We start from the raw sequence: 21818 nt of genomic DNA on the forward strand, positions 1-21818 counted from the left end.
TACATGAAAGTTGCCGCGTCCCCTGTGGGAGCGGGTTCACCCGCGAACACCGGCGAAGCCGGTGCCATGCACCGCGTTGATTTCTTCGCGGGTAAACCCGCTCCCACAGGGATCTGCGGTGCGCTTGCGGAGTTTGTCATCCGCGCAGGTCGAGTGCCGCAGCCAGGTCGGCTGGCGAATCGAATGCCCGGTTCACATCCGGCAAAGCCGGTCGCTTCAGGATCAGCACAGGTATCCCCAGCTCCCGCGCCACCTCCAGCTTCGGTTCGGTCGCTACGCTGCCACTGTTCTTGCTGATCAGCACATCGATCTTGCGGCGCTGGAACAACGCCCGCTCCTCCTCGATATGGAACGGCCCGCGCGCGCCAATCACTTCGCAGCGATCGTTGCCAGGGCACGTTTCCAACGCACGCAAGGTCCAGAACTGCTCCAGCGGTATCTCGTCCAGATGTTGCAGCGGCTCACGCCCCAGCGTGAACAATGGCCTGCGAAACGGCTTGAGTGCCTCGATCAACCCCGCCCAGTCCTCGACCTCGCGCCAGTCGTCCCCCGCTTGTGTCTGCCAGGCCGGGCGGCGCAAGGCCCAGCACGGAATACCGGCCAAGCGTGCGGCGTTGGCCGCGTTGCGGCTGATCTGCGCGGCATAGGGATGGGTAGCATCGATCAGCAACGTGATACCTGCATCGTGCAGGTAGTTCGCCAGCCCTTCGGCACCGCCAAAGCCGCCGACCCGAACCTGGCATTGCAGGTCCTGCGGCACCCGGCCGATGCCCGCCAGGCTGTAGACATGCTGCGGGCCCAGGCGGCGAGCGATGGCCAGGGCTTCAGTGACGCCGCCCAGCAGCAGGATGCGCCCGTTCATTGCACACCCGCCCGGCCGACGATGCCACCCTGGCGATCGATGGCGAACACCTCCACCTGCACCTGCGCCGGCACCACGCTGCGGGCGAAGGCCAGGGCGTGGGCGCACACCGCGTCACCCAAGGGAATGCCGGCCGCATGGGCCAGTGCCAGGGCCTGTTGGCTGGTGTTGGCAGTAATGATCGATGCCTGCAGCGCTGCGTCGGCGCCGATGTCCGCCGCCCAGCCGGCCAGTTGCGGCAGGTCGATGCTGGAATGACGGCTGTGCAGGTCCATGTGCCCGGCAGCCAGCTTGCTGATCTTGCCGAAACCGCCGCACAGGGTCAGGCGTGGCACCGGTACTTTGCGCAGGTGCTTGAGCACCGCACCGACGAAGTCGCCCATTTCGATCAGGGCTATTTCCGGCAGGCCATAGACGCGGCGCATGGTGTCTTCGCTGGCGTTCCCGGTGCATGCAGCGATATGCGTGTAGCCGTTGGTGTGGGCGACATCGATGCCCTGGTGGATCGAGGCGATGTAGGCCGCGCAGGAAAACGGCCGCACGATGCCGCTGGTGCCGAGGATCGACAGCCCGCCGAGAATGCCCAGGCGCGGGTTCATGGTCTTCAGGGCCAGTTGCTCGCCGCCCTGCACATTGACCGTCACCTCGAAGCCGCCGGGGTAGCTGCATTCGTCCGCCAGGCGTTGCAGGTGTTCGCTGATCATGCGCCGTGGCACCGGATTGATGGCCGGCTCACCCACCGCCAGCACCAGCCCCGGGCGGGTCACGGTGCCGACGCCGGTGCCGGCGACAAAACGGATGCCCGGTTCGGCCAGCAGGCGCACCTGGCTATAGAGCAGGGCCCCATGGGTCACGTCCGGGTCGTCGCCGGCGTCCTTGAGCGTGCCCGCTTCGGCACCTTGGCTGATGAGGCGGCAGAACTCCAGGCGCATCTGCACCACCTTGCCCTTGGGCAGGGTGATGCTGACGGCGTCGCTGCTCTCGCCTCCCAGCAGCAAGCGCGCTGCCGCCAGGCTGGTGGCAGTGGCGCAGCTGCCGGTGGTCAGGCCGCTGCGCAGGGGGGCGGGCTGTTCGCGGGTTTCTTCACGCATCGGCGGGTTTCACCACGTCCAGCAAGGTGATCGGCAGCGCCTGGCGCCAAGTGTCGAACGCGCCCAATGGCTGGGCATGGGCGACATGGATGCGGGTCAGCTCGCCACCGTGGCGTTCACGGAAATGCGCCAGGGCAAGTTCGCTTTGCAGGGTCACCGCATTGGCTACCAGCCGGCCGCCGGGGCGCAGGTTTGCCCAGCACAGGTCGAGCACACCTTCGCGGGTGACGCCGCCACCGATGAAGACAGCATCCGGTTGCTCCAGGCCCTCCAGCGCCGCTGGTGCCTTGCCGCGGACCAGTTGCAGGCCGGGTACACCCAGCGCATCGCGGTTGTGTTCGATGAAGCCCTGGCGGCCTTCGTCGGCCTCGATGGCCAAGGCGCGGCAGGCCGGGTGGGCGCGCATCCATTCGATGCCGATCGAGCCGCAGCCGGCGCCCACGTCCCACAGCAGTTCGCCGGGCTGTGGTGCCAGGCGGGCCAGGGTAATGGCGCGGACGTCGCGCTTGGTCAGCTGGCCGTCATGCCGGAAGGCGCTGTCCGGCAACCCGGCCAGCCGGTGCAGGCGCGGCGCCTCGGGCGTGGCCAGGCACTCGATGGCTACCAGGTTGAGCGCGGCGACGTCGCTGTGCGGCCAGTCCTGGGCGGTGCCGGCCAACTCACGTTCGTCCACGCCACCCAAGTGTTCGAAGACTCGCAGGCGGCTTGGCCCGAAGCCCCGCTCGCGCAGCTGCGTGGCAATTGCTGCCGGGCTGTCGCCGTCGTTGCTCAGCACCAGCAGGCGCACACCGCTGTGTAGATGGGCATTGAGCGCTGCCAGGGGCCGAGCGACCAGCGATACCACCTGCACGTCCTGCAGTGGCCAGCCCAGGCGGGCGGCGGCCAGGGCGCAGGAGGAGGGCATCGACAGCACGCGTATTTCAGCGGCGGGCAGTTGGCGCGCCAGGCTGGCGCCGACGCCGTAGAACATGGGGTCGCCGCTGGCCAGCACGCATACTGGCTCACCGCGCAGAGCCAGGACCGGGGCCAGCGAGAACGGGCTTGGCCAGCCCAGCCGTTCGCCGGCCACGCAGCGTGGCAGCAAGGCCAGCTGGCGCGGGCTGCCGAAGATCCGCGCAGCGCCCAGCAGCGCGCGCCGGGCCTGCTTGCCCAGGCCGCTGAAGCCGTCTTCGCCGATACCTACTACTGTCAGCCAGGGTGCCATGTATTTCATTCCGCCATTTTTGGGGCCGCTGCGCGCCCCTTCGCGGGCTCGCCCGCTCCCACAGGTACAGCGCTGCCGTTGAGGGCAGCGGTGATTCTGTGGGAGCGGGCATGCCCGCGAAGGAAGGCGACGCGGTCCTTAATTTCTACTCGATCGTCGATGATGCTCGACCACCGGCTTTTCATGCCGCCGGACAAAGCAGGCATAATACCGCGCCTTCTACACTCAAGCGCATTTTCACAGATTGCCGGACGCCCCTTTGACCCAGGCCCATGCCTCCCATGTATCGCCCCGTCCCTCGGCCTGCCCGGGGTTGTGGCGCATCGTCAGTGCCCGTGATGGCGGCATCTGCCGTATCAAGCTGCCGGGCGGCCTGCTGCTGGCCGACCAGGCCGACGCAGTGGCGGAGGCTGCCGAGCGTTTCGCTGGTGGCGTGATCGAGGCCACCAACCGCGGCAACCTGCAGATTCGCGGCATCGGCAGCGAGCATCGCGGCCTGGTCGAGACACTGCTCGCTGCCGGCCTGGGCCCACGTGATGCCGCCGGTGACGATGTGCGCAACCTGATGCTCAGCCCGCTGGCCGGGCATGACCCGGCGATGCTGCTGGACGCTCGGCCGCTGGCCGGGCAGATCCTCGACCTGCTGGAAGGCACTCCGCGTTTTCACCAGTTGTCGGCCAAGTTCGCCGTGCAGCTGGATGCCGGCGAAAACCTGGCCATGCTCGAACACCCCCATGACCTGTGGCTGTCGGCCCTGCGCCTGGGGCAGCAGACCTGGCTGGCGTTTGGCCTGGCGGGTTGCCCGGCAGACGGCCAGGTGCTCGGTGCTGTGCCGGCGGACCAAGGCCTGGCACTGGTGCGTGCGGTGCTGGAGCGCTTCCTCGACCTGGCCACCTCGGCACAGTCGCGCATGCGCCAGTTGCTCGAGGTATGTTCGGCAACCGATTTCATCGACGGGCTCGGCCTGGCCATCCGCCGCGATGCCGCCGTGCTCGCGTGGCGGCGTGAACCGCGCAGCGTCTCGTGGCTGGGCGTCCTGCCCCAGGCGCAGGGCGTCGCCTTGGGCGTTGCCCCGCCGCAGGGGCGCCTGACCCCGGCCATGCTGCGTGGCGCTGCGCGCGTTGCCCGTGAACATGGTGATGGCAGCCTGCGGCTGAGCCCCTGGCAAAGCCTGGTGCTGACCAACCTGCAAGCGCAACACATCGACCACGCCCAGGCCGGGTTGTCCGCACTGGGCCTGCTATGCCATGACCATGAGCCACTGGCCCGCATAAGCGCCTGTACCGGCGCCAGTGGCTGTGCCAAGGCCCTGGGCGAGACCAAGGCCGACGCCGTCACCCTGGCTGCACTGCTCGGCCCTGGCGTGCCCGGCAGCGTGCACCTCTCCGGTTGCCCCCGATCCTGCGCCGTGGCCCATGTTGCCCCGGCCACCCTGCTGGCGCGCGCGCCGGGCCGTTACGACCTGTACCTGCGTGATGCGCGCCAGCCGGGCTTCGGCGCCCTGCGCGCCACCGACCTTACCTTGAATGAAGCAGGCGCCATGCTCGACCTGCCGACGGAGCACCTTGATGATTGACTACATCCGCGATGGTCAGGAGATCTATCGCAATTCCTTCCGGATCATCCGCGAGGAAGCCCGACTCGAGCGGATCCCCGCAGACCTCGAAAAGCTCGCCGTGCGCGTGATCCACGCCTGTGGCATGGTCGACGCCATCGATGGCCTGCAGTTCTCCGAAGGCGCCGGCCGGGCCGGGCGCGAGGCGTTGCTGAACGGCGCGCCGATCCTGTGCGATGCGCACATGGTCGCCGAAGGCATTACCCGCGCCCGCCTGCCCGCCGACAACAAGGTCATCTGCACCCTGCGCGACCCGAGCGTACCGGGCCTGGCGAAAGACGCCGGCAACACCCGTTCCGCCGTGGCCCTGGAGCTGTGGCGACCGTACCTGGAAGGCAGTGTGGTGGTGATCGGCAATGCGCCTACCGCACTGTTCTACCTCCTGGAAATGCTCGACGCCGGCGCCCCGAAACCAGCACTTATCCTCGGCTTCCCGGTCGGCTTTGTCGGTGCCGCCGAGTCCAAGGCGATGCTCGCCGCCGACAGCCGTGGCGTGCCGTTCGTGATCATGCAGGGCCGCCTGGGCGGTAGCGCGATGGCCGCAGCTGCGGTCAACGCCTTGGCCACGGAGGTGGAATGATGGCGCCGCGTGGACGTCTGCTGGGCCTGGGTGTGGGCCCTGGCGACCCAGAACTGATTACCCTCAAGGCCCTGCGCCTGCTGCGTGAAGCGCCTGTGGTTGGCTACTTCGTGGCCAAGGGCAAGCGCGGCAACGCCTTCGGCATCATCGAGGCGCACCTGCAGCCCGAGCAGACCCTGCTGCCGCTGGTCTACCCGGTAACCACCGAAGCGCTGCCAGCGCCGCTGTCCTATGAACAGGTGATCAGCGACTTCTACGACGAGGCCAGCGTGCAGGTGGCCGAGCACCTGGATGCCGGCCGCGACGTGGCGGTTATCTGTGAAGGCGACCCGTTCTTCTATGGTTCCTACATGTACCTGCACGACCGCCTGGCGCAGCGCTACGAGGCCGAAGTGATCCCCGGCGTCTGCTCGATGCTCGGTGGCGCCTCGGTACTGGGCGCGCCGCTGGTGTACCGCAACCAGAGCCTGTCGGTGCTGTCTGGCGTGTTGCCGGCCGAAGAGCTCAAGCGTCGCTTGGCCGATGCCGACGCGGCGGTGATCATGAAGCTTGGCCGCAACTTCCCCAAGGTGCGCGAAGTGCTGGCCGAACTGGGCCTGGACGGGCGCGCGCTGTATGTGGAGCGGGCGACCATGGCCAACCAGAAAATCGTGCCGCTGGACCAGGTCGACCCACAGTCGTCGCCGTACTTCTCGCTGATTATCGTGCCGGGTGAAAAATGGCAGGGCTGAACATGCACCAGGCACCGGCGATCGTCATCCTTGGCCAGGGCAGCCTGGCCACGGCGCAGCGTATCCAGCAGTGTTATCCACAAGCATCGATCCATGGGCTGGAAGGACGGGTCGAGGGTGCCGACCTTTGCTACACCGCGTTCGGCGATACCCTGCGTGGGCTGTACCAGCAGAACACTCCGATCATTGCCTTGTGCGCGGCGGGTATCGTCATCCGCAGCCTCGCCAGCCTGCTCAGCGAGAAAGGTGTCGAGCCGCCAGTACTGGCCGTGGCCGAAGACGGCAGCGCGGTAGTGCCGTTGCTCGGTGGCCTTGGCGGTGTGAACGTGATGGCGCGCGAAATCGCTGAAGCACTGGGCGTTGCTGCGGCGATTACCACCAGCGGCGAGTTGCGTTTCGGCACCTGTCTGCTGAACCCACCGCAAGGTTACGCGTTGGCGGATATCGAGCAAGGCAAGCGCTTCGTCTCCGACCTGCTGGCTGGCGAGGCGGTGCGCATCGAAGGTGACGCGCCGTGGCTGCAGCAGGCGCAGCTGCCTGCCAGCGAGGCGGCCCGGCGTACCATCCATGTGGGGCACCAGGCGCGCCCGGCCAGCCGCGACGAGCTGCTGATCCACCCGCGTTCGGTGGTGGTGGGTGTTGCTGGCGGTAGCCTGGCCAGTATCCGGTCGGCATTGCAGCAGGCCGGCATCGCCGAGCCGGCAGTGGCCTGCCTGCTGGCCGACGAGCAAGCCATGGCCGATAGCGCCCTGTACGAGGCCGCACAGGCCCTGGGGGTTGCCTTGCGCTTTGCTGCCAGGACGCATGATCTCGCCAGCATGGTTGCCGCGGCATTGCCTGCTGCGCAGCTGATCGAGGTGGCAGACGTGGTCATCGCGGTGGCGCCTGCCCCGGTCGAAGTGGCGCAGATCGGTCGTCGTCGGGGTCGCCTGGCGGTCATCGGCCTGGGGCCTGGTGCAGCCGAGCTGATGGTGCCGGCGGTCAAGGCCGAGCTTGCACGGGCCGAGGATGTGCTCGGTTACGAAACCTACGTGCGCATGGCCGGCCCGTTCCGTGACGATCAGGTACTGCACTGCACCGACAACCGTGAAGAGATGCAGCGTGCCCGGCATGCCTTCGAACTCGCGGCCCAGGGCCGTTCGGTGGTGGTCGTTTCGTCGGGAGACCCGGGGGTGTTCGCCATGGCGGCTGCGGTACTTGAAGCGCTGCACGAGTCCACGGACCCGGCTTGGCACCGGGTGGATCTCGAGATCCTGCCAGGGGTGTCGGCCTCGCTCGCGACGGCCGCCCAGGCGGGCGCGCCGCTGGGGCATGACTTCTGTGTGATGTCGCTGTCCGACAACCTCAAGCCGTGGTCGATCATTGAAAAGCGCCTGGACCTGGCGGCCCAGGCCGACCTGGTGCTGGCATTCTACAACCCGATTTCCAAGGCCAGGCCGCACCAGCTTGGGGTAGCGCTGGAGGTCGTGCGCCGGCACCGCGAGGGGAACACGCCTGTAGTCCTTGGCCGTGACATCGGTAGGCCGGGTCAAACGCTGAAGGTCGTCACATTGGCCGAGCTGCTGCCGGAAATGGTCGACATGCGCACCATGGTGCTGGTGGGTTCATCTACAACCTGCGTGTTTCCTCGTCTCTCGGGTGGGGTGTGGGCCTACACCCCGCGTTGGTACCCGTCGGCTGACTAGTTGCACCGGAAACCCTTCAGCGCGCTGCATCCTGGGCGCGCTGGCTAAGGTGGTCGCCCCTGACTCGGGGGGCAACCATCTAGGAGTTTCCACATGTCCACAGAAACACAAGTCACTGCGACCGACACAGCCATCCTGGTCGAAGGCAACCTGCTGGCCTGCGGCGCAGGCATGTCTTCGCAAAGCCGTCATGACGTAAAGAACGCCTTCCACTTTGCCACCTTGGTGGCTGACAAGTCCTTCGATGCCGAAAAACAGAGCAGGGAGTGGTACGACCGGTTCATCGATGTCATGCGTGATCTTGGCTTTACCATCCCTCGTCGCACCTTCGAGCTGGAAACCTCTGCCGAGTTGTCTGTCACCGTGGGCGCTGTCGCTATACGGGCGATCGGTGCGGTCGGCAATGCAGTGCTGGGTGGTACCAAGTTGGGTGTGCTGGCCAAGGCGGCTTTCGACAAACTCACCACCGTCGAAAATGACGTCAAGGTGGTCGATCACAAGCGCAAGAACAAGGTCAGGGGCATGGTCGGGATGGCCGCCTGCGTCGAAACCGACAACAACGATGTGGTCATGGTGGTGAGCTGCATCCAGGCCTCTGCCCCCAAACTGGAGGATGACATCCTGGGTATCCAGTGGAAGCTGGAAAAGACCGAGTACTACGCCGGCATGGCTGTGCTCACCCTCAACACTTTCGTCTACGACAAGGTCCGCGAAACCGTGGAAAACAAACTCGGCGTGCGCAGCGTCGAGAACGTTCTCCAGTACGACTTCTGATTGCAGGGCGGCGTTGTTGCAACGCCGCCTTGTTCGGCTCTTTGTGACGAGGCAATGCAATGGACAGAACAGCTGAACAACTGATGTTGATTGGCGGGACTGCATTACTGTATCGCGCGGACGCTGGCCAGATTCAACGCCAGGCTGCTTTCGACTCCATCCTTTACGCCCAGTTGGTGGCCAACAGGAATGCGGGGTCACGCTTTGACAACTATGAAGCATGGTATGACGCCTATCGCGAGGCATACCGGCAACTGGGCTGGATCAAGCTGGCCAGTACGCATGACTTGAAACAGCTGGGGCAGCCCGCGCCCAGCGCGCAGATACAGCCACTCGAGGCGTGGCTGAAGATGCGCTCGATCCGTCATGAGGCTGTGCTGGCTGCAGTAAGAAGTGGCCTGGGCCGATCGATCGAAGGTTTTCGTCACCAACTGAAGTTCAGCACGCAGGGTTCGCAACTGGTGATCGAGCTTGGCTTGCTCAAGCCGGGCCCGACCCTCGATCTTTGCAGTATCACCTTCCAATTCGACGCACCGATCGCCGGCATACCCCAGGACATGCTGCTGGTCGAAAAGGCGTTGGAGGGTGAAGCCGGGTTCAATGGCGTTTCCTTGCAGCTGGATAACGGGCGTTTCCAATACCAGCGAGATGAGCTGGAGGCATTGATGAAAACCAAGGATGCACAAGGGGAGTATCGGTTCGACCTGCATTAGGCAATGGCTATGGCGCCAGGTAGCCTTTGATACCGGTAAAGATGATTTGCGCAGCCAGGGCGCAGACGAACAGCCCCATCAGCCGGCTGACGATCTGCAGCCCCTGGTCGCCGAGGATGCGCTCGATACGGTGTGACAGGTACAGCACCAGGCCGACGGTGAAGCTGGCCAGGGCGATGCTGATGATGGCCAACAGCTTGTCGTCCCAGTGCGGGTGGCCGACGCCCATTACCAGCAGTGCACCGATGGTGCCCGGGCCGACGGTGAGCGGGATGGTCAGCGGCACGATGGTGACATCCTGCTGCACGTTGTCGGCCTGTACCGCAGACTTGCCTTGGGCCATGCCCAGTGCCGAAATGAACAGCACACTGCCAGCGCCGATGCGGAAGGCGTCGGCGGTGATGCCGAAGATGCCGAAGATCGCCCGACCGAACAGGTACAGCAAGACACTGGCGATGAGTGCGGCGATGGCCACCTTCCATGCCAGCTGCTTGCGCTCCTTGCTGGAATGGCCGCGGGTCAGGCTGATGAAGCACGACAGCACGAAGAACGGGCTGTAGAGCACGAGCATTTTCAGGTAGACGCTGAACAACTCATGGAGCATGGGGGCTAGTCCAGGCAGTTATGGCTGGGCAGAGTTTATCAGCAGATTCTATTGATAGCCTGTACCGGCCTTTTCGCGGGTGAACCCGCTCCCACAGGGATAGCATTGCCTTCAGGCCTTATGCAGTACCTGTGGGAGCGGGTTCACCCGCGAAAAGGCCGGCACAGGCGCCTCAGATCAGGAACTATGCACCGGATCCACCTTGGCTTCCCGGTGATTGGCCCAGTACTGGATCAGCTCTCGCAACTGCGACAGTTCCACCGGTTTGGCCATGTGCCCGTCCATGCCCGCCAGGCGGGCGCGTTCCTTGTGTTCGGCAAGTATGTGCGCGGTCAGCGCCACCACCGGGGTGCGCTGGCGCTGGTTGGCGGTTTCCCAGGCGCGCAGCTGCTGGGTGGCCGAGAAACCGTCAAGTATCGGCATTTCGCAGTCCATCAGCACCAGGTCATAGCGCTGCGCCTTCATCGCCTGCAAGGCCTCTTCACCATTGCTGGCGGTGTCGGGCTCGAGGTTGAGCTTGCCAAGCATGCCGCGGATCACCTTGGTCGAGATGCTGTTGTCCTCGGCGACCAGCACGCGGAAATCGCCGGGCAGGTCCAGTGCCTGGGGGATGCCGGGCAAACTGGCTGGTACGGCTTGCTCGCGGCCGCGCTGGGCCAGTTCTTCGGCCAGGGTGGTTTTCAGCGTGTAGCCGGCCACCGGCTTGGCGAGGATCCGCTTGACCCCGGCGTTGCGCGCAATTACCTTGCTCGGCGCGTTGCTGATGCCGGTGAGCATCACCACCAGGATGTCGTGGTTCAGGCTCGGGTCTTCCTTGATCTTGGCGGCCAGCTGCATGCCGGTCATGCCTGGCATGTTCTGGTCCAGCAGCACGGCATCGAAGTAGTCGCGCAGGTGGGCCTTGGTGCGCAGCAGGGCCAGTGCTTCCTTGCCCGACGGGACCGCGCTGACGTTCATGCCCCAGGCGCTGCACTGCTGTACCAGCACCTTGCGGCAGGTGTCGTTGTCGTCCACCACCAGTACGCGAGCATCACGCAGCGGGCTGTCGAGGTCGGCCGGTGGCTGTTCCAGGCGCGAAGGGTCCAGCGGCAGGGTCAGCCACAGGGTATTGCCCATGCCGGTGCTGCTCTTGATGCCGAACTCGCCCTGCATCAGCCCGATCAGCTGCTTGGCGATGACCAGCCCCAGGTGGCCGCCCAGCTTGTTGCTGGACAGGAAGTGGTGGCTGTGCAACTCGGCCTGCAGCAAGGCTTCGCGGTCAGCGGCCGGCAACGGTTCGCCGCTGTCCTGCACGGCGATGCGCAGGCGCGGTACCTCGCCGCGCTGGTCCAGCGCCACTACCAGCAGGATCTCGCCCTGGTCGGTGTTTTTCAGGGCATTCTCCAGCAGGCTCGACAAGGCCTGGCGCAGGCGCGTCGGGTCGCCGCTGATCACCCGTGGTACCTGCGGTTGGGTGAAGCTGATCAGTTCGATGTTCTGCTGTTCGGCCTTGGCGCGGAAGATGTTCAGGCAATCCTCGATCAACGCGTTGAGGTCGAACTGCACGTCATCGAGTTCGATCTGCCGGGATTCCAGCTTGGAAATGTCGAGAATCTCGTTGATCAGCGTCAGCAGTTCGTTGCCGGCGCTGTGAATGGTCTGCACGTAGTCGCGTTGCTTGACCGACAGCGGCGTGCCCAGAAGCAGCTCGGTCATGCCCAGCACACCGTTCATGGGGGTACGGATTTCGTGGCTGATCTTGGCCAGGAACTCGGCCTTGGCGTTGATTTCGGCATCGCTGGCGGCCAGTGCGCGGCTGGCGCTGAAGCGCTCCTCGCTAATGCGCCGCAGGCGTTCACTGACGGCCAGGTTGAGAAGCAGGCCGCTGGCCACGGTCAGGCCCAGCAGGATGCACAGCAGCCAGGGCGTCGAGGTACGGGTCAAGCCCAGTAGCGCTGGCAGCAGCACCAGGCCACCGAGGTTGAACACCACCATGGCCAGACTGAACAGACGTGCGGGCGCATAGCCCTTGTACCAATGGTAGCTGCTGACCAGCAGCATGCTCACGCTGCCCAGGGCCATCAGGGCGTAGGTCATCAGGTTGAGGGGCAGGGTGTCGACGAACAGCAGCACCAACCCGCTCACCCCGACCAGCAGCATCTCGCCCTGCAGCAGACGGTTTAGCCGTGGCGAGTTGCATGGCGAGAAGAAATGCTGGGTGAAACCCAGCCCCGCCAGGCCGGCCAGGACCAGCGTCAGGTATGCGGCGGGTGTTTGCGCGCTATGCCAAACGTGCCACCAGGGGCCGCTGAGGTTCAGCAGGATCAGGCCGCTGAGCAGCATCAGGCCGTGGTACAGCGCCAGGATCAGGGTGGTGCTGGAGCGGCTGTAGAGGAAACGGATCAGGTTGTGCATGATCAGCATCACCAAGCCGCCGAACAGCATGCCGAACAGCAGTGGCTGGCGCTGGTCGGAGGCTGCCACGGCCGCAGGCTCCAGGCTGATGGCCGGGCGCAACTGGTGCTCGGAAACCAGGCGCAGGTAGATATCCAGGGGTTGCTTGCTGTTGGGCAGGGGTAGTACATGGTCGCTGCCACGCAGGGTCGGGCTGGCATTGCCTGCCTGGCGCCCGTGGTGCAGCTGACGCAGAAGCTTGTCGCCCTCGAGGGCGTAGAGGTCCAGGCCAGAAAGGTCTGGGGCGAAAACCCGCAGCAGTTTTTCCTGCTCGCCGGGCTCCAGGCGGTAGTGCAGCCACAGGGCCTGTTCCGCAGGAGCGGCATCCAGGTCGGCAAGTACCAGCGGGCTGAACTGGTTGCGGTAACGTTCGGAGCGCACGTCGCTCAGTTGCAGGTTGGCCTGTTCGTCGAGCATAACGGCCCAGCCTCCGTCATGTTCGGCCGCCGCCGGGAACATGCAGAGCAAGGTCAGCAAGCTGACGATCAGAGCTGAGGCAATCCGAAGCCGACGCACTACGAAATCCCTTCTTAGCCTAGGTGCCGGGTATTAACTATGCGCGGCGCGCCAAGTCGAAGGCAAGGCCCCTTGGGGCCCTGTCGACGAGCCGGATGCCGCAGGCGCAAGGTGCTGGGGCGCGCTGCGGACGTCCGGTACAACTTACTGCTGGTGCTCACCGCGTTCGCGGGCGATGGCCCGGTAGCCGATATCGGTGCGGTAGAAACTGCCGTTCCAGCTGATTTCCTTGGCCAGGCGGTAAGCCTGCTGCTGCGCGTCGGCAACGGTGCTGCCCATGGCGGTGGCGCACAGCACGCGCCCGCCGTTGGTAGTCACCTTGCCATCCTTGAGTGCGGTACCGGCATGGAACACCTTGCCTTCGATCTTCGCAGCAGCGTCCAGGCCATTGATCACGTCACCCTTGGCGTAGTCGCCCGGGTAGCCGCCGGCAGCCAGTACCACGCCCAGGCTCGGGCGCGGATCCCACTGTGCTTCTACCTTGTCCAGCGCCTTGGCGAAGGCGGCCTCTACCAGCAGTACCAGGCTCGACTCCAGGCGCAGCATGACCGGCTGGGTTTCTGGGTCGCCGAAGCGGCAGTTGAACTCGATGACCTTGGGGTTGCCCGCCTTGTCGATCATCAGGCCGGCGTAGAGGAAGCCGGTGTAGACGTTGCCTTCCTCGGCCATGCCGCGCACGGTCGGCCAGATCACCTGGTCCATCACGCGCTGGTGAACTTCGGCGGTGACTACCGGGGCAGGGGAGTAGGCACCCATGCCGCCGGTGTTCGGGCCGGTGTCCTGGTCGCCGACACGCTTGTGGTCCTGGCTGGTGGCCATGGGCAGCACGTTCTGGCCGTCGACCATGACGATGAAGCTGGCTTCCTCGCCGTCGAGGAACTCCTCGATCACCACGCGGGAGCCCGCATCGCCGAAGGCGTTGCCGGCCAGCATGTCACGCACGGCGGCTTCGGCTTCTTCCAGGGTCATGGCGACGATCACGCCCTTGCCCGCGGCCAGGCCGTCGGCCTTGATCACGATCGGCGCGCCTTTTTCCTGCAGGTAGGCCAGCGCCGGCTCGATTTCGGTGAAGTTCTGGTAGTCGGCGGTCGGGATCTTGTGACGCGCCAGGAAGTCCTTGGTGAAGGCCTTGGAGCCTTCCAGCTGGGCCGCGCCCTTGGTCGGACCGAAGCAGTCCAGGCCGCGGCTGCGGAACAGGTCGACCACGCCGATGACCAGCGGTGCTTCCGGACCGACGATGGTCAGGTCGACGTTTTTCTCGGCGAAGTCAGCCAGTTGCTCCAGGGCGCACACGTCGATGGCGACGTTCTCGCACTTGGCTTCAATGGCGGTGCCGGCGTTGCCCGGGGCAACGAAGACTTTCTCCACGCGTGGGTCCTGGGCGACTTTCCAGGCCAGGGCGTGCTCACGGCCGCCGCTGCCGATGATCAAAACTTTCATGTCAAAACCTCTGTTTGGCGGCAATCCTCGTACCCTGTGGGAGCGGGTTCACCCGCGAATGCGGCGGTGAATCCAACATCGCATTCGCGGGTGAACCCGCTCCCACAGCGGCCTAGGATCGGCCGGCCATCTTGATTAGTGGCGGAAGTGGCGCATACCGGTGAAGACCATGGCGATGCCGGCTTCGTCAGCGGCAGCAATCACCTCGGCATCACGCATCGAACCACCTGGCTGGATCACGGCGCTGATACCCACTTTAGCCGCATTGTCGATGCCATCACGGAACGGGAAGAACGCATCCGACGCCATGACTGCACCCTGCACCTGCAGGCCGGCATGCTCGGCCTTGATTGCAGCAATGCGCGCGGAGTTGACGCGGCTCATCTGGCCGGCGCCGACGCCGATGGTCTGGCGCTGCTTGGCGTAGACAATGGCGTTGGACTTGACGAACTTGGCCACTTTCCAGGCGAACACCAGGTCGTTGATCTCTTGCTCGGTTGGTGCACGCTTGGTGACGATCTTCAGGTCATCGGCAGTGATCATGCCGATATCGCGGCTCTGCACCAGCAGGCCACCGTTGACGCGCTTGAAGTCCCAACCGGCAGCGCGCTCGGCTGGCCACTCGCCGCACTCCAGCAGGCGTACGTTCTGCTTGGCGGCAACCACTTCGCGGGCAGCCTGGGAAATTTTCGGGGCGATGATCACTTCGACGAACTGGCGGTCGACGATGGCCTTGGCGGTTTCGCCGTCCAGTTCGCGGTTGAAGGCGATGATGCCGCCGAACGCCGACTCGGTGTCGGTGGCATAGGCCAGGTCGTAGGCCTTGCGGATGCCGCCTTCGTCTTCAGGTACAACGGCCACGCCGCACGGGTTGGCGTGCTTGACGATGACGCAGGCCGGCTTGACGAAGCTCTTCACGCACTCCAGCGCGGCATCGGTGTCGGCCACGTTGTTGAACGACAGTTCCTTGCCCTGCAGCTGGACGGCGGTGGAAACGCTGGCTTCGCCTTTCTTCGCTTCTACGTAGAACGCCGCGCTCTGGTGCGGGTTTTCGCCGTAACGCATTTCCTGGGCCTTGACGAACTGGCTGTTGAAGGTGCGCGGGAACTCGCTGCGGCCTTCAGTGCTCAGGGTTTCTTTGGCCTGGTCGATGGTGCCCATGTAGTTGGCGATCATGCCGTCGTAGGCAGCAGTGTGCTCGAACGCCTTGAGCATCAGGTCGAAGCGCTGGGCGTAGGTCAGGCCACCGGCCTTGAGGCCTTCGATGATGCCGGCGTAATCGCTGGCGTTGACCACGATGGCCACGTCCTTGTGGTTCTTGGCAGCCGAGCGGACCATGGTCGGGCCGCCGATATCGATGTTCTCGATGGCGGTCGGCAGGTCACAGCCAGGCTTGGAGATGGTGGCTTCGAACGGGTACAGGTTGACTGCTACCAGGTCGATCGGCTTGATGCCGTGCTCGTTCATGATGGCGTCGTCGGTGCCGCGACGGCCGAGGATGCCACCGTGGATTTTCGGGTGCAGGGTCTTGACCCGGCCATCCATCATTTCGGCGAAGCCGGTGTAGTCGGCCACTTCCACCGCATTGACGCCGTTGTCCTTGAGCAGCTTGTAGGTGCCGCCGGTGGACAGGATCTCGACACCGAGCTGCTGCAGCTCACGGGCAAATTCGAGGATACCGGTCTTGTCGGAGACGCTGATCAGGGCGCGGCGGACTGGCAGGCGGGTAGTCTGGTCGGTCATTTCGGGTTCCAATAACGCGGTGGAGTCAGCAAAAAAGGCGCCTCTGTTCAGGGAGCCGCCTTTTCTGGTTGGGATTCTGGCTTACAACAAGTCGTACTGCTTGAGCTTCTTGCGCAGGGTGCCTCGGTTCAGCCCGAGCATCTCGCTGGCCTTGGTCTGGTTGCCCTTCACGTAGTTCATCACGCTTTCGAGCAGGGGCGCCTCGACTTCGGAGAGCACCAGGTTGTACACGTCCGTCACGGTCGCGCCTTCCAGGTGGGCGAAGTAGTTGTGCAGCGCCTTCTCGACGCTGTCGCGAAGGGTCTGGCCCTCTTCGCTCGGCGTGTTGAGGTGCTGTTTCAGGTTGGCGTTGTCGCTCACGGGCGTTGTTCCACTCACAAATGTCTCGGTCATCATCGTCATGCGGCCACCCCTTGTCCGTCCTCTGTCTCAAGGCTCTGTCGACGTTCGCTGAAAAACGCGCGAACGTTGGCGCACTGCGCTTGTGTGTCTTCCAAAGCGTTGAACCGGGAGCGAAACTCCTTGCCGCCGGGTCGTGTTGCCAGGTACCAGCCAACGTGCTTGCGGGCAATACGTACGCCCATCACATCGCCATAGAAGGCATGCAGCGCGGCCAGGTGCTCCAGCAGGATGCGTTCCACTTCCTCCAGCTGCGGCGCTGGCAGGTGTTCGCCAGTGCGCAGGTAATGCTCGATCTCGCGAAAGATCCATGGCCGCCCCTGGGCGGCCCGGCCGATCAACAGGCCATCGACCCCGGTGGCGTCCAGCACCGCCCGGGCCTTTTCTGGCGAGGTGATATCGCCGTTGGCAAAAACCGGGATCGACACCGCCTGCTTGATGGCAGCGATGGTGTCGTATTCGGCTTCGCCGGTGTACAGGTCGGCGCGTGTGCGGCCATGCACCGCCAGCGCCTGGATGCCGGCCTGCTCGGCAATCTTCGCCACGTTCAGGCCGTTCTTGTTCGCCCGGTCCCAGCCGGTGCGGATCTTCAGGGTCACCGGGACGTCCACGGCGCCGACCACGGCGTGGAGAATCTCGCTGACCAAGGCTTCATCTCTCAATAAAGCAGAGCCTGCGGCTTTGTTGCAGACTTTTTTTGCCGGACAGCCCATGTTGATATCAATGATCTGGGCGCCTGCATCGACGTTGGCCTTTGCCGCCGCTGCCATCATCTGCGCATCACCACCGGCGATCTGTACCGAGCGTGGCTCGGGATCACCTTCATGGATGCGGCGCAGGCTCGACTTGCGGCTGTTCCACAGGCTCATGTCACTGGAGACCATTTCCGACACCACCATGCCGGCGCCCAGGCGCTGGCAAAGTGTACGGAAAGGCTGGTCCGTGACCCCGGCCATGGGCGCGAGGATCAGGTTGTTACGTAGTGTGTATGGGCCGATGCGTACCGCCGACATAGGTGATCCCTGTTGTGGGGCCGAATCTTGGAGTTCGAAAAAGGGTTGGCATGATACCCGCTCTCGGTGACCGGATAAAGATGGATTTGGATAAAATCTGAACAGTTGTCGGCTTATGACTTTTGGTATGGGTGAGGATCCAAGACCTTGCGCGGCCCCTGTGGGAGCGGGTCTGCCCGCGAAGCAGGCGGCGCAATGGATGGCACGGGCTTCGCCCGTGTTCGCGGGCGCGCCCGCTCCCACAGGGCTGCTGGTTATTCCGGCGAACGGAAGCTCAGGCTGTAATTAACGGCCTTCGGCCCTGGGTCGAGGATGTCCAGGGCGATATGGATCGGGGTCTGGCTTGGCATTTCGCCGCGCCCGGCCAGTTCGCCGGACAGGTATTCGCTGGGCTTGAAGCGACGGCTGGCGATCAGCTGGCCATTGAGGTCGGCGAAGCGCAGCTCCAGCAGCGGGAACGGCTGGGCGAACGGCGCGCGGTTGTAGATGATCGCATCGACGATCAGTGCGCCCTTGAAGTCCGGGTGGCTGCGTACTACCAGGTTGCTGCTCTTGATTCGAGCGATATCGACGCGGGTCGGCACTTCGCAGCCGACCAGCGGGCAGACTTGCTGGAAGAGCGGCCGGTACTGGTCCTGGCGGGCCATTTCGTCGAAATGGAACCAGACATACTGGAACGCAAGCAAGCCAGCGGCCAGCAGTGTCAGGAAACCCCACAACAAGCGCTTGCCCCAGTTGGGCGCGGGCTGTTCCCAGCCCAGTTGCAGTGGGTCGTCGACCACATCTACCAGCGGCTCCTTGCGCGCCGGGCGCTCGGCTTTGCCGGCAAGGCCTGGTTCCAGGCGTTCGTCGGGAAGCGGCTCGACAGGTTCGTCGTCGCGCGCTGACAGGCGCAGCTCCAGCGGCTCGTCGTCCCGGGCGCTCAGGCCCCGTACAGGGGCCTCATCATCGCTGGCCCGCAGCGGTTCGTTGAATTTGGGGTGGTCATCGATTTCGGCGGCGCGGTGTACCGGTGGCTCGTCGTCGATGTCCAGGTCCAGTTTGCCACCTAACGTCGGCTCGGTACGCTCGCCAGGGGCGGGTTCCAGATCCAGCTCCAGGGGCTCCGGCTCCCGCAGCACGGGCGTGGGTTCTACCGCCTGTTGCGGCTCGAACGGCTCATCGGTTGCCGTACCGAACAGGTCGTCGGCATGTTCGTCCGGGTGCAGTTCGTCACGCCGCGCCTGCAGGCCGTCATCCTGGCTTGCCGGGCGAGCCGAGGCCGGTTGGCCGCGGCGCTCCAGGCGCTCCAGTTCCATGTCGAGGTCGAGCGCGTCCAGCGCCTGGCTGGTGAGCGCCCAGTCCTCGTCCGGGGTGGTGCCGGATTCCCTTGCGACAGGCTCGGGTGCGATCACCGGTTCGGCCAGCGGCTCGGCAGGGGCGGCAGGCATCGGTGCCGGCACCGCAGGTGCGCTGGCTCCGCCGGCGCGGTTCTGCTCCAGCAGCTGCTTGGCGGCGTTGAACACCTGCAGGCAGTGGCCACAGCGCACTACACCGCGGGCCACGCTCAACTGGTGGTGGGTGACGCGAAAGCTGGTCTGGCAATGCGGGCACTGGGTGACGAAACTGTCGGTCATGCGGCAATCCGGGAGCTGTGCAGAAAAGTATTCTAGGCCCGCTTAACGGCGGCGACCACTGATGCGCACCCAGCCGTCGCGCACGACGATCGGGTCCAGTTCGAAGTCGGCGGCATAGGCTGCGGCCACTTCCTCACCTTGCTCGGCGAGGATGCCCGACAGCGCCAGCAGGCCACCTTGGCGGACCAGGCCGGACAGCTGCGGTGCCAGCGACACCAGTGGGCCGGCGAGGATGTTGGCGACCAGCACGTCGGCCTGCATGGCCGGCATGTGCTCGGGCAGGTACAGCGCCAGCTTCTCATCGGCGATGCCGTTGCGCTGGGCGTTGTCGCGCGAAGCCTCGATGGCCTGCACGTCGATGTCGGTACCGACCGCCTCACGGGCGCCCAGCAGCAGCGCGGCGATGGCCAGAATGCCCGAGCCGCAGCCGAAGTCCAGTACTTGGGTGCCTTCGAGTTGCTGGCCGTCGAGCCATTCCAGGCACAGGGCGGTGGTCGGGTGGGTGCCGGTGCCGAACGCCAGGCCCGGGTCGAGCAGCAGGTTCACCGCGTCCTGTTCCGGGGCCTCGTGCCAGCTGGGCACGATCCACAGGCGGCGGCCGAAGCGCATCGGCTGGAAGTTGTCCATCCAGCTGCGTTCCCAGTCCTGGTCCTCGATCACCTCGGCCTGGTGCTCGGGCAGCTCGGCGCCGGTCAGCAGGCGCAGGTGGGCGAATACCTGCTCAGGGTCGGCATCGGCCTCGAACAGGGCCAGCAGGTGGGTGTGCGACCACAGCGGAGTGGTGTTGAGGTCTGGCTCGAAGATCGGTTGATCCTCGGCGTCCATGAACGTGACCGAGACGGCACCCACTTCGAGCAGGGCATCTTCGTAGGTTTCGGCTTGTTCCGGGCTGATGGCCAGGCGTACTTGCAGCCAGGGCATGGCGGGCACCTTTGGTAAATCGACAGGGGCAGCCCTAGGCTGCGCGAAGGCTGGCAGTTTACGCGAGTGCGGGGGATTTGTGGATCTGGGCTGCTGTGAGCCCATTCGCAGCACAAGGCTGCTCCTACAACAGATCACATACCCATGTAGGAGCAGCCTTGTGCTGCGAATAGGGCGCGAAGCGCCCCCCGGAATGCATCAGACAAAACAGAGGGAAAGCGACTCAGCTATATAAGCAGGCTTCTCTTCACCGTCGATCTCCAGCGTGGCAATCGCCTTTAGCAGCCATTGCCCCGGTCTCTTTTCCGTCACCTCGGCCAGGTCCACCTTCAGCCGTACCTGGCTGTCGACCTTGACCGGCTGGATGAACCGCACGCTGTCCAGCCCATAGTTCACCACCATCTTCAGCCCTTCCGGCAGAACCAGGATGTCCTCGATCAGCTTGGGAATCAGCGACAATGTCAGGAAACCGTGGGCGATGGTGCAGCCGAACGGGGTTTTTGCCGCCTTTTCCGGGTCAACATGGATGAACTGGAAATCGCCCGTGGCTTCGGCGAACAGGTTGATGCGTTGCTGGTCGATCTTCAGCCAGGCCGAGCGGCCCAGTTCCTTACCAACGTACTGCGAAAGCTCTGTAACCGGTACATGGGGCATCGCGGACTCTCCGGGTTGTCAGTTGGTACGAAAGTGCAAGATCAGCACGGCGAACCGTTTCAGTCAAGTTGCACGTTTTTCGACGAATATCGGTATATGACGGCACATGCTTATAATGGCGGCCATGCCCGAGGGAGATGCTTATGCTGTTGCGTGGTTTGACCTGGCTGGTGCTATTCCAGCTGCTGGGGACGGCAATCAACCATCTGTTGGTGCCGTTTCTGCCGGGGCCGATCATCGGCCTGTTGCTGCTTTTGTTCTTCCTCATGGCCCGTGGTGAGGTGGGCAAGCCGCTGAACGAGGCCGCCAGCAGCCTGCTGCGTTACCTGCCGCTGTTGCTGGTGCCACCAGCGGTGGGGGTGATGGTGTATGCCAGGGATATCGCCGCCGACTTCTGGGCCATTGCCGGTGCCTTGCTGATCTCCTGCCTGGTGACCCTGGTGTTCGTCGGCGTGTTGATGCAAAAGCTCATCCACCGTCAGGGCCGGAGCGAGGAGCAGCCATGATGCTCGACTGGCAAGGCGCACTGGATGCGGTCGTTCATCATCCCTTGTTCGGTATCGGCATCACGCTTGGTGCCTACCAGGTGGTGCTGGCGGCCTACGAGAAGACCCGCTGGATCTTCCTGCAGCCGGTACTGGTCTCGATGCTGCTGGTGATCGGCGTGTTGCTGGTGTGTGGCATCGACTACAGCGAATATCGCAAGAGCACCGAAATCATGAACATCCTGCTGGGGCCTGCCACCGTAGCCCTGGCTGTGCCGCTCTACCTCAACCTGCGGCGTATCCGACAGCTGTTCTGGCCCACATTTACTACGCTGGTAGTCGGAGGCCTGTTCGCCACGCTGTGCTGCCTGTTGCTGGGCTGGTGGTTCGGTGCCGAGCACATGATCCTGATGACCATGGCGCCGAAGTCGGTCACTTCGCCGATCGCCATGCTGGTGGCTGAGCAGATTGGCGGCGTGGCTGCCTTGGCGGCGGTGTTCGTGCTGATTACCGGGGTTATCGGGGCAATCTTCGGCCCGGCGTTGCTGAGCCGTTTTGGCGTGCATAGCCCCGAGGCCCGTGGCATGTCTTTGGGCGTGACCGCGCACGCAGTGGGCACTTCGGTGGCCCTGCAGGAAAGTGACGAATGCGGCGCCTTTGCCGCGCTGGCGATGAGCCTGATGGGGGTGGCCACGGCGGTGTTCCTGCCGCTGGCGGTCAGCCTGGTGGCTTGAGGACT

At 64.6% G+C, this 21818-nt stretch carries 20 protein-coding genes; 8 read left to right on the forward strand and 12 right to left on the reverse strand.

The annotated features are described in order from the left end of the window. Window positions 1-136: 136 nt before the first annotated feature. The 3 genes from RR51_RS11175 to RR51_RS11185 are packed head-to-tail and all read right to left on the reverse strand — an operon-like array spanning window position 137 to window position 3157. Window positions 137-862 carry a cobalt-precorrin-6A reductase gene (locus RR51_RS11175; protein WP_013974383.1) on the reverse strand — a complete coding sequence of 242 codons (726 nt, stop codon included), beginning with the start codon at window positions 860-862 and terminating at the stop codon, window positions 137-139. Further along, complete coding sequence (locus RR51_RS11180; protein WP_039613540.1) at window positions 859-1953, reverse strand: cobalt-precorrin-5B (C(1))-methyltransferase; 1095 nt, start codon at window positions 1951-1953, stop codon at window positions 859-861. Before RR51_RS11180 ends, RR51_RS11175 begins: the two co-directional genes overlap by 4 nt. Further along, window positions 1946-3157, reverse strand: coding sequence for a bifunctional cobalt-precorrin-7 (C(5))-methyltransferase/cobalt-precorrin-6B (C(15))-methyltransferase (locus RR51_RS11185; RefSeq protein WP_039613541.1), 1212 nt, complete (start codon window positions 3155-3157; stop codon window positions 1946-1948). The genes RR51_RS11180 and RR51_RS11185 overlap by 8 nt, the downstream gene beginning before the upstream one ends. Window positions 3158-3401: 244 nt before the next feature. On the opposite strand from RR51_RS11185, the gene cobG reads away from it, so the two are divergent. The 6 genes from cobG to RR51_RS11215 all read left to right on the forward strand — a co-directional run bounded on the left by cobG (window position 3402) and on the right by RR51_RS11215 (window position 9255). Beyond that, window positions 3402-4733: a precorrin-3B synthase gene (gene cobG / locus RR51_RS11190; RefSeq protein ID WP_177328654.1), complete on the forward strand. Its 1332-nt coding sequence runs from the start codon at window positions 3402-3404 to the stop codon at window positions 4731-4733. Further along, window positions 4726-5352 carry a precorrin-8X methylmutase gene (locus RR51_RS11195; RefSeq protein WP_039613543.1) on the forward strand — a complete coding sequence of 209 codons (627 nt, stop codon included), beginning with the start codon at window positions 4726-4728 and terminating at the stop codon, window positions 5350-5352. The genes cobG and RR51_RS11195 overlap by 8 nt, the downstream gene beginning before the upstream one ends. Then, the gene (locus tag RR51_RS11200) at window positions 5349-6083 is read left to right on the forward strand and encodes a precorrin-2 C(20)-methyltransferase (protein WP_016712210.1); all 735 of its coding nucleotides are present in this window, start codon (window positions 5349-5351) and stop codon (window positions 6081-6083) included. Before RR51_RS11195 ends, RR51_RS11200 begins: the two co-directional genes overlap by 4 nt. Further along, the gene (gene cobJ, locus RR51_RS11205; RefSeq protein WP_082044683.1) at window positions 6071-7768 is read left to right on the forward strand and encodes a precorrin-3B C(17)-methyltransferase; all 1698 of its coding nucleotides are present in this window, start codon (window positions 6071-6073) and stop codon (window positions 7766-7768) included. Before RR51_RS11200 ends, cobJ begins: the two co-directional genes overlap by 13 nt. Window positions 7769-7861: 93 nt before the next feature. Continuing rightward, window positions 7862-8542: a hypothetical protein gene (locus tag RR51_RS11210; RefSeq protein WP_023662437.1), complete on the forward strand. Its 681-nt coding sequence runs from the start codon at window positions 7862-7864 to the stop codon at window positions 8540-8542. Window positions 8543-8601: 59 nt separating this feature from the next. Continuing rightward, entirely contained in the window at window positions 8602-9255 is a 654-nt protein-coding gene (locus RR51_RS11215) for a hypothetical protein (RefSeq protein WP_039613545.1), read from the forward strand. A 7-nt stretch (window positions 9256-9262) separates the two neighbouring features. Here RR51_RS11215 and RR51_RS11220 read toward each other — a convergent pair whose 3' ends face one another. From RR51_RS11220 to RR51_RS11260, 9 genes are all read right to left on the reverse strand, one after another. Further along, on the reverse strand, window positions 9263-9859 hold the full coding sequence (locus RR51_RS11220; protein ID WP_013974374.1) for a MarC family protein: 597 nt from the start codon (window positions 9857-9859) through the stop codon (window positions 9263-9265). 177 nt (window positions 9860-10036) lie between these two features. Further along, window positions 10037-12808, reverse strand: a complete 2772-nt coding sequence (locus RR51_RS11225; RefSeq protein WP_039613546.1) for a hybrid sensor histidine kinase/response regulator — start codon at window positions 12806-12808, stop codon at window positions 10037-10039. Between the two features lie 144 nt (window positions 12809-12952). Beyond that, entirely contained in the window at window positions 12953-14248 is a 1296-nt protein-coding gene (gene purD / locus RR51_RS11230) for a phosphoribosylamine--glycine ligase (protein WP_013974372.1), read from the reverse strand. Between the two features lie 135 nt (window positions 14249-14383). Then, a complete protein-coding gene (gene purH / locus RR51_RS11235) occupies window positions 14384-15991 on the reverse strand; it encodes a bifunctional phosphoribosylaminoimidazolecarboxamide formyltransferase/IMP cyclohydrolase (protein ID WP_013974371.1) in 1608 nt (535 codons plus the stop codon). 81 nt (window positions 15992-16072) lie between these two features. Then, the gene (fis, locus tag RR51_RS11240; protein ID WP_012274390.1) at window positions 16073-16393 is read right to left on the reverse strand and encodes a DNA-binding transcriptional regulator Fis; all 321 of its coding nucleotides are present in this window, start codon (window positions 16391-16393) and stop codon (window positions 16073-16075) included. Beyond that, window positions 16390-17403, reverse strand: coding sequence for a tRNA dihydrouridine synthase DusB (dusB, locus tag RR51_RS11245; protein ID WP_013974369.1), 1014 nt, complete (start codon window positions 17401-17403; stop codon window positions 16390-16392). Before dusB ends, fis begins: the two co-directional genes overlap by 4 nt. A gap of 254 nt (window positions 17404-17657) precedes the next feature. Continuing rightward, the gene (locus RR51_RS11250) at window positions 17658-19019 is read right to left on the reverse strand and encodes a DUF3426 domain-containing protein (protein ID WP_039613547.1); all 1362 of its coding nucleotides are present in this window, start codon (window positions 19017-19019) and stop codon (window positions 17658-17660) included. 42 nt (window positions 19020-19061) lie between these two features. Then, entirely contained in the window at window positions 19062-19940 is an 879-nt protein-coding gene (gene prmA, locus RR51_RS11255) for a 50S ribosomal protein L11 methyltransferase (RefSeq protein ID WP_039613548.1), read from the reverse strand. A gap of 198 nt (window positions 19941-20138) precedes the next feature. Continuing rightward, entirely contained in the window at window positions 20139-20594 is a 456-nt protein-coding gene (locus RR51_RS11260) for a MaoC family dehydratase (protein WP_039613549.1), read from the reverse strand. Window positions 20595-20737: 143 nt separating this feature from the next. On the opposite strand from RR51_RS11260, the gene RR51_RS11265 reads away from it, so the two are divergent. Continuing rightward, window positions 20738-21100, forward strand: a complete 363-nt coding sequence (locus RR51_RS11265; RefSeq protein WP_003257558.1) for a CidA/LrgA family protein — start codon at window positions 20738-20740, stop codon at window positions 21098-21100. Beyond that, window positions 21097-21813, forward strand: a complete 717-nt coding sequence (locus tag RR51_RS11270; protein WP_013974365.1) for an LrgB family protein — start codon at window positions 21097-21099, stop codon at window positions 21811-21813. The genes RR51_RS11265 and RR51_RS11270 overlap by 4 nt, the downstream gene beginning before the upstream one ends. Window positions 21814-21818 lie beyond the last annotated feature (5 nt).

Source organism: Pseudomonas sp. C5pp, from assembly GCF_000814065.1.
Classification (GTDB): Bacteria; Pseudomonadota; Gammaproteobacteria; order Pseudomonadales; family Pseudomonadaceae; genus Aquipseudomonas; species Aquipseudomonas asiatica.